A 7,526-nucleotide genomic window follows, 5' to 3' on the forward strand; every position below is an offset into this window, starting at 1 on the left:
GTATCGACTGGTTTGACATAGATAAACTTCCAGACAAATTTGCCTATGACCATGAAAAACTGATCAGCGAAGCTTATTCCTTTCTCCGCAACAACCTAAAGCATAAACTTATTGTAGGCGAACTGTTACCCAAGAAATTTACCATGCACGAGCTTCAAAGCCTTTATGAAGATATCTTGGATGTAAAACTAGATAGACGGAATTTCAGAAAACAGATACTTCAGATGGATGTTTTAGAGAACACCGGAAAGAAAAAAAGGGAGTACAGGGCGGCCCTTTTTTTGAATAAACTGAAAGAACTCCTAGAGTAATTCGTTATCGGCCTGGCCACACTCTGATTTCATATATAAATTATAATTTTAGTGCTACTTGGCCAAAAGACATTTTTCGTCCATCACAGAATACGGTCATCCAGATAATCTTTTTTTAGGTTTGGCATCCACTAAATGATTCATATTATCAAAAGTATACATGGCACGAAGCATTCCAACGATTAAATGACATATTTTGAACGTAGAATTTAGAAAAAGTGAGGCACCATTGCTTAATCGATGCTCAATTACGCATTGAATCAAATTTTTGGGACCAATTTCAGGAATAATTAATACTTACCCTCGTTTTAAATAAAGGGACAATCTCTGCCTATGCTTGTCGGTTTCCAAATCTTTGAATCCATGTGAATAAGTAATTGCTCCCTACAACAATAGCTAATGAGTTATATAGAAATTGACCATAGTGGTGCAAACCAAAATCAGGTTGACTTGTAGGGCTTTCTTTTATTCAATGATATTTAGTTCCATTGGATGGCCAGTCCTTAAATAAAAAAGGCTTTGACCCTTGAGTAAGATTGGTAAAGACCGTTGAAATACTCTTACAGTTATCCAAATGTACTTACAATAGGTTGTTTTCGGATAAGACTTTACAAATAATTTCCGTAGGACTGAAAATAAAGGTTGAGTTGAATTTATGTTCCAAAATTTCCACATATCCATTGACACTTAGCAAGTGGCCAAGGAAATCAACAATAGTCCATCGGTTTTTCGTAGTTCTTTTGTTCGATACTCAGAAATCCTTTAAGAAGGCTTTAAAATGAAATTAAGATAGGTGATGCCTGTATACCAGAAAGCAAAAAAACAACACATCCATAAGATACCATTGCGCCATCAACACTATTTCAACCTTAAACCTAATAGTTCAAAATCATAAAAAGGGAGAGCCGGGCTTCCAATCTATACCAGTATTATAAATTATTACGTCCTAAATGCAAAAAAAGTATTGGATTTGGTCTTTAATTTGGTAGCGGGATATACTATAGTATTTTAAATTTGAAAAAACATCGATTTTTAATTTATGCCAATTACAGATGTAAGCGCTAGTCATATTTATTTTCCAGCAGGCAAAAGCTTAGATGGTTCAGATACCACGAACCAGAAACTATGCTATTCAGCAGCCTATGCCATTCTTAAAACCAATCATCTAAAACAATTTGAAGGGCATGGTCTTACCTTTACCATTAGTCCTGGCAACGGATTATGCACTGCTGGAATCATGGCGACGTTCCATCTTGTGATAGGGAAAAGTCTGAAAATTTTTACCGAAAACATGGGTTCTTGTTGGAGAATGATCACGGGAAATGACCAATTTCGATGGCTCCGACCTTATAAAGAAGTAATCCAGTATTTAGTGAACTCCATTTGGTACTTTTACACCAAGAAAGGGAGAGCACCACTGTGGCAAATTCGTGCAGACATAAGCTCTGAAGAGCAGGTATCCTTTATTTCACCTAAACCGGGTATGTCATCGCGCCAAATACGACATGAATTTATTTTAAAAAAGATTTAACTCTACAAAGACAAGTCCACTTTAAAATATGATAAAAATGACTTTGTTTTTTTCATTCAAATTTCAATGGATAATTTATATGAATACCATTAGAGAAATAACCTTTAAATAAAATGGCCAAATTCAACTATACGGGCAAAAATGTCCTGATTACTGGTGGAGGCAGCGGAATTGGGTGGGCCCTATCAAAACAGTTTGCTTCCAATGGGGCAATGGTCCATGTTTTGGACCTAGAATTGGAAAAAGCCCATCAGGTTGTCAATGAAATAATTGCTGAAGGCCACAGTGCCCAAGCACATCAATGTGATGTTTCCGATAGTGATCAAGTAAGGGACGTTATCCAATTCATTTCCAAAAACCATTCGTTGGATGTACTCATTAACAATGCCGGAATAGCCCACATAGGGAATATCGAAGCCACAACGGAGTTGGATTTGGATCGACTTTACAAGGTGAACATAAAAGGCGTATATAATTGCATAGGCAATACCATAGGAAAGATGAAAGATCAAGGTTCAGGAGTTATCTTAAATATGGCTTCTGTAGCATCGTCAGTGGCCGTTTCCGATAGGTTTGCATACTCCATGACTAAAGGAGCCGTATTGACCATGACCTACTCGGTGGCAAAGGACTATATTGGATATGGAATCCGTTGCAATAGTATTTCCCCTGCACGGGTGCATACTCCTTTTGTAGATGGCTTTCTTGCCAAAAATTATCCCGGAAATGAAAGGGAAATGTTTGAAAACCTATCCAAGACACAACCCATTGGCCGTATGGGAAAACCTGACGAAGTTGCCCAACTGGCACTTTATCTGTGCTCCGATGAGGCATCATTCATAACAGGTACCGACTTCCCCATTGATGGGGGTTTTATAAAACTAAATGGATAAAACAAGTTTATTATGAAGCTAATACGATTTGGCCCTTGCGGAAAAGAAAAGCCAGGCATTGAAATTGACAAGGGTTTGCGATTGGATGTTTCCAGTTTTGGAGAGGACTACGACCAAAACTTTTTTGAATCCGATGGACTCAATAGACTGGAAATCTGGATTGACAAAAATTTGAAAGAAATCCCGGTCGTCCCCGATACAGTCCGTTTGGGTCCGCCCATCAAGTCCCCGACAAAAATTATTTGTGTTGGCCTTAATTATGCAAAACACGCCGAAGAAAGTGGCATGACCATTCCTAAAGAACCGGTACTGTTCTTTAAGTCCACCTCTGCCATTGTAGGTCCCAATGATGATGTGATACTTCCCAAGGGAAGTACAAAAACCGATTGGGAAGTGGAATTGGCCTTTGTCATTGGAAAGCGGGCATCCTATGTGGATGAGGCTTCTGCCATGGATTATGTTGCTGGTTATGTCCTGCACAACGACTATAGTGAACGTGAATTTCAATTGGAGCGTGAGGGTCAATGGGTGAAAGGAAAAAGTTGCGACACATTTGCCCCTCTAGGGCCATTTTTGGTCACGAAGGATGAGATTAAAGACCCACACAATCTCAACTTATGGCTAAAACTGAATGGAGAGACCATGCAGAAGAGCAATACTTCGGATTTTGTATTCGGAATTCCCAAACTGGTAAGTTACATAAGTCAGTTTATGACCTTGTTACCTGGCGACGTTATATCCACAGGAACTCCATTTGGAGTAGGATTCGGTCTTAATCCGCCACGTTACCTAAAACCTGGAGATACGGTCGAATTGGGCATAGATGGTCTTGGAAACTCAAAGCAATATGTAAAGGCATTCGAATGATATGACTATCGATAGCCGTCAACATTTTGGAAGTTCAAGGCCGGTAGCCATCCTTGAATCAATGGAATCCTTGAAAGTTCTCAAAAAGGATTTTATATCTATCGATTCAGCCCCTTTGCTCCAAAAAAACAAAATTTATGGTGGTACTGTAGTTCCGGCAGGTCAATCTGAAGCCGAAGCTGATTTCGTATTGGAATGTATCAAGGATGATTCTATAAATCAAAATCATGGTTAGGTGGTTAAATCTTTATATCAATGATACCGGGGGCAGGTTGAAAGAATATTCAAAAAAGCATGTCTTGAAAAGTCCAAGGCATGTCGTTCAAGACGTACCCTTTTAATACTATATGTTATGGCCAAAAAAGTCATGATACTCGCATCGGACCCAATGGTCATCCGCAATCCATACGCAATCTTGGGGTTAGCCATTTTACCGGTATTTGTATTCGTAACCATCGCTGTAAACAAAATGCAACAGGCGCATGACAACAGCAACATTCCTTCCTTAAAACAAATTACCAAATCCCTCCTTTTCAAAAACAAATTTACCCTTGGAATCTTACCACAAGTTCTATATTTGGCTGCACAGATTATTTTCTGTATCTACACTTACGAATATGAGGAAATTTTGGATATTTCCAGTGAAGTTGCCGCCAATTACCAATTTGTTACTTTATTGTGTTCATGGCTGGCAGGGTCACAGGTACTCATGGGCTGCGGTTCATCCCCCTCAGAAAATGGCTTATGTGTCCCCAAGGAAAAATTCTAAAATTTAATATATGAAAGACTTAAAGCGGTATTGTTTGGCATTGGACCTGGTGGACGATGAAAAAAGTATCCAATTTTACGAAGATTACCACAAAAATGTTTGGTCCGAAATTTTGGAAAGCATCAAAAAATCTGGAATACAGAACATGGAAATCTATCGTGTTGGCAACAGGTTGTTCATGATTATAGAGGTGAACGATTCCTTTTCCTTTGAAGAAAAACAAAAGGCTGATGAGGGCAACCCCAAAGTACAGGAATGGGAAAAACTTATGTGGCAATTCCAAAAAGCACTTCCTTTTGCAAAAAAGGGTGAAAAATGGATGATCATGGAAAAAATCTTCAATCTTTAAGTCATATGCGGAATAGAAATCAAATTTCATTCAACCCCAAGTACCCTACTATTGCCGACCTCAGGACTAAGGCAAAAAAAAGGATTCCACGTTTTGCCTTTGAATATTTGGATGGTGGTTGCAATGACGAAATTAATTTAGATAAGAATATAAGGGAAATCCAAAAGGTAGAACTTCTACCTAGATATTTGGATGCATTCAAAGAAGCTGATTTAACCACAGAACTTTTTGGAGAGGTCTATGATGCGCCCTTCGGAATCGCACCTGTTGGTCTACAGGGTTTAATGTGGCCCAACTCGGCCGAGATTTTGGCAAAGGCGGCAGCCGAACACGGGATACCATTTGTATTGAGCACGGTAACAACTAGCAGTATTGAGAGAATAAGTGAGATTACCGAGGGAAATACTTGGTTTCAGCTATACCATCCCACAAAAAAAACGGTCCGCAATGATTTGATAAAAAGGGCCCAAGTAGCCGGATGTCCGGTTTTGGTTTTGCTTTGCGACACACCGGTGTTCGGCTTTAGGCCCAAAGAGATAAAAAATGGCCTTTCCATGCCTCCGAAAATGAGTTTGTCCAATATCGCACAAATTCTTGGGAAACCTAAATGGGCCATTGAAACTTTGCGTCACGGTCAACCTAATTTTGAAGTTTTGAAACCTTACATGCCCAAAGGTTTGAACTTAAAACAATTGGGGCAATTTATGGATCAAACCTTCAGTAAACGTATGGATATGGATAAGATAGCGGCCATAAGGGATTTATGGAAAGGGAAATTGGTCTTGAAAGGAGTAGCCACCGAAGCCGATGCGGAAAAAGCCATTTCCTTGGGTTTGGATGGCATCGTTGTCTCCAATCATGGAGGAAGACAATTGGATGCCGCTGAATCCTCAATCGACCCAATGAGTAGGATTTCTGACAAATATGGTACTAATATTACGGTTATGATGGATAGTGGTATTCGTTCAGGGCCAGATATAGCAAGATCATTGGCAAAAGGAGCGCAGTTCACTTTTCTTGGTCGTTCTTTTATGTATGGGACCGCTGCTTTGGGGCATACGGGTGGAGATCATACAATTTCCCTGTTAAAGGTTCAGTTAAAGCAGGTTATGGAACAACTTGGTTGTAATTATACCTCTGAATTGCCCCATTTTCTTAAACCTGTGTCCAACCAATACAATTGAAAAAATGACTTGTTAAGTGCTTATTCTTTTCTATTAACTATATGTTGTTGATTGCCCTTGGTTTATCTGCAAGCATATGGATATCCAATAGGATCAAGGCCATTTGCTCATTACTTTCTTAAAAAATACAGAATATCAAGTGCTAACCCTGACTTCAAAAAACTTTTGACCTTGTCCTCGCAAACTAACCTCTAAAATGAAAGCATCTATAGTATTTGCTAATTTACCATCTATTTTTGAAGTTTATATAACTATATATTTTTAAAATCAATTAGTAAAAAGTAGCTCAAAAAATACCCTGCATTGTAGATTTAAAACAATGAAAACCCTTAAAATGGTACCAAGAAATTAGTATTCCAATCCCTCTTACCAAAACAGCGCATAGATCACCGTCAGTATCACCATGATCGCAAATGCCCCTATGTTGAAAAGCGGTCCGGTCCTGAAGGTATCTTTTTTAAGCTCAATGCCCTTGGGGTCATCCTTACCATTGGTTTGCACATAACTGGTCAGCATAATGACCGCCATGGTGATCAAACAGGTCAGGCCCATTTGGTCCATCCACGGTAGGGATGGAAATAGGGATTCAAGTGCACTTCCCTCCGCCCATCCCTTGGGCCCCACTTTGAAGAACATGGCCACGGGCATGGAGGCCAACACCCCGATGATGGCGCCCCGGTTGGTGGTCTTCTTCCAAAAAAGTCCCAACAAGAACACAGCTAAGATACCAGGGCTCACCACTCCGGTATATTCCTGGATAAATTGAAAGGCCTGGTCCAATCCCCCCAAAAGTGGGGCCACGACCATGGCTATTGCCAGGGCCACCGCCGCCGAAAGCCGGCCTACCCCAACAAGTTTCCTATTGTTTGCGCTTTCATTGATGTGCTGTTTGTAGATGTCCATGGTGAAAATGGTGGAGGTGGAGTTCAACATGGAGGCCAGTGAGGACACAATGGCCGCTGCCAAGGCCGCAATGGCCACCCCCTTCAGCCCCGTGGGCAAGAACTGCATCAACCAAGGGTATGCCTTATCGGAAGCTCCAGGGGAAGGGATATTGGCAAGTCCCTGCTCCCCCAGTCCCGACAATAGGCCCGGATCATTGACAATGACATAGGCCGCGATCCCCGGGATCACAACGATTAGCGGGATAACCAATTTCAACAAAGCGGCGAACAAGATCCCCTTTTGGGACTCCTTCAGGGACTTGGCCGCCAGCGTACGCTGTATGATATACTGGTTGAATCCCCAATAATACAGATTGGCCACCCAAAGTCCCCCTACAAGCACCCCGATACCGGGCAGGTTCACATATTCCGGGTTGGTTTTGTCCAAGATCATGTCAAAATGTCCCGGAACGGTCTCGAAGACAGTTCCGAGCCCTGCCATCACCCCCGCACCACCGGACACCGTGTCCAGGGCCAAATAGGTCGTCACCAGACCCCCAAGGACCAGGAACACCACCTGTATGATGTCCGTCCAGGCCACCGCCGCCAATCCACCGTAGAGGGAATAGGCCGCCGCGAAGAGCCCCAAGCCAATGATGGCGTAGATCATATTTACCCCCAAAATGGTCTCCAGGGCCAATCCGCCCAGGTACAGTACAGAGGTGAGGTTCACAAAAA

9 protein-coding genes are annotated in these 7,526 nt (G+C 41.4%); 8 read left to right on the forward strand and 1 reads right to left on the reverse strand.

Annotated elements, in window-relative coordinates:
* From ACFOWS_RS11090 to ACFOWS_RS11125, 8 genes are all read left to right on the forward strand, one after another.
* Positions 1-311, forward strand: a 311-nt coding sequence (locus ACFOWS_RS11090) for an NrtR DNA-binding winged helix domain-containing protein (protein WP_449267391.1), incomplete at its 5' end; no start/stop codon positions are given.
* Between the two features lie 1,039 nt (positions 312-1,350).
* Positions 1,351-1,842, forward strand: a complete 492-nt coding sequence (locus ACFOWS_RS11095) for a hypothetical protein (RefSeq protein WP_379764533.1) — start codon at positions 1,351-1,353, stop codon at positions 1,840-1,842.
* Positions 1,843-1,955: 113 nt separating this feature from the next.
* Positions 1,956-2,735 carry an SDR family NAD(P)-dependent oxidoreductase gene (locus ACFOWS_RS11100; protein ID WP_379764535.1) on the forward strand — a complete coding sequence of 260 codons (780 nt, stop codon included), beginning with the start codon at positions 1,956-1,958 and terminating at the stop codon, positions 2,733-2,735.
* A gap of 12 nt (positions 2,736-2,747) precedes the next feature.
* Positions 2,748-3,602 carry a fumarylacetoacetate hydrolase family protein gene (locus tag ACFOWS_RS11105; RefSeq protein WP_379764537.1) on the forward strand — a complete coding sequence of 285 codons (855 nt, stop codon included), beginning with the start codon at positions 2,748-2,750 and terminating at the stop codon, positions 3,600-3,602.
* Positions 3,603-3,663: 61 nt separating this feature from the next.
* On the forward strand, positions 3,664-3,837 hold the full coding sequence (locus tag ACFOWS_RS11110; RefSeq protein WP_379764539.1) for a hypothetical protein: 174 nt from the start codon (positions 3,664-3,666) through the stop codon (positions 3,835-3,837).
* 117 nt (positions 3,838-3,954) lie between these two features.
* A complete protein-coding gene (locus tag ACFOWS_RS11115; RefSeq protein WP_379764541.1) occupies positions 3,955-4,371 on the forward strand; it encodes a hypothetical protein in 417 nt (138 codons plus the stop codon).
* 10 nt (positions 4,372-4,381) lie between these two features.
* Positions 4,382-4,720, forward strand: a complete 339-nt coding sequence (locus ACFOWS_RS11120) for an L-rhamnose mutarotase (protein WP_379764543.1) — start codon at positions 4,382-4,384, stop codon at positions 4,718-4,720.
* 5 nt (positions 4,721-4,725) lie between these two features.
* Entirely contained in the window at positions 4,726-5,904 is a 1,179-nt protein-coding gene (locus tag ACFOWS_RS11125) for an alpha-hydroxy acid oxidase (RefSeq protein ID WP_379764545.1), read from the forward strand.
* Positions 5,905-6,270: 366 nt separating this feature from the next.
* Here ACFOWS_RS11125 and ACFOWS_RS11130 read toward each other — a convergent pair.
* Positions 6,271-7,526 (reverse strand): sodium:solute symporter family transporter (locus tag ACFOWS_RS11130; RefSeq protein WP_379764547.1); only part of this gene is annotated, 1,256 nt, incomplete at its 5' end.

This window comes from Flagellimonas marina, from assembly GCF_042651185.1.
Classification (GTDB): Bacteria; Bacteroidota; Bacteroidia; order Flavobacteriales; family Flavobacteriaceae; genus Flagellimonas; species Flagellimonas marina.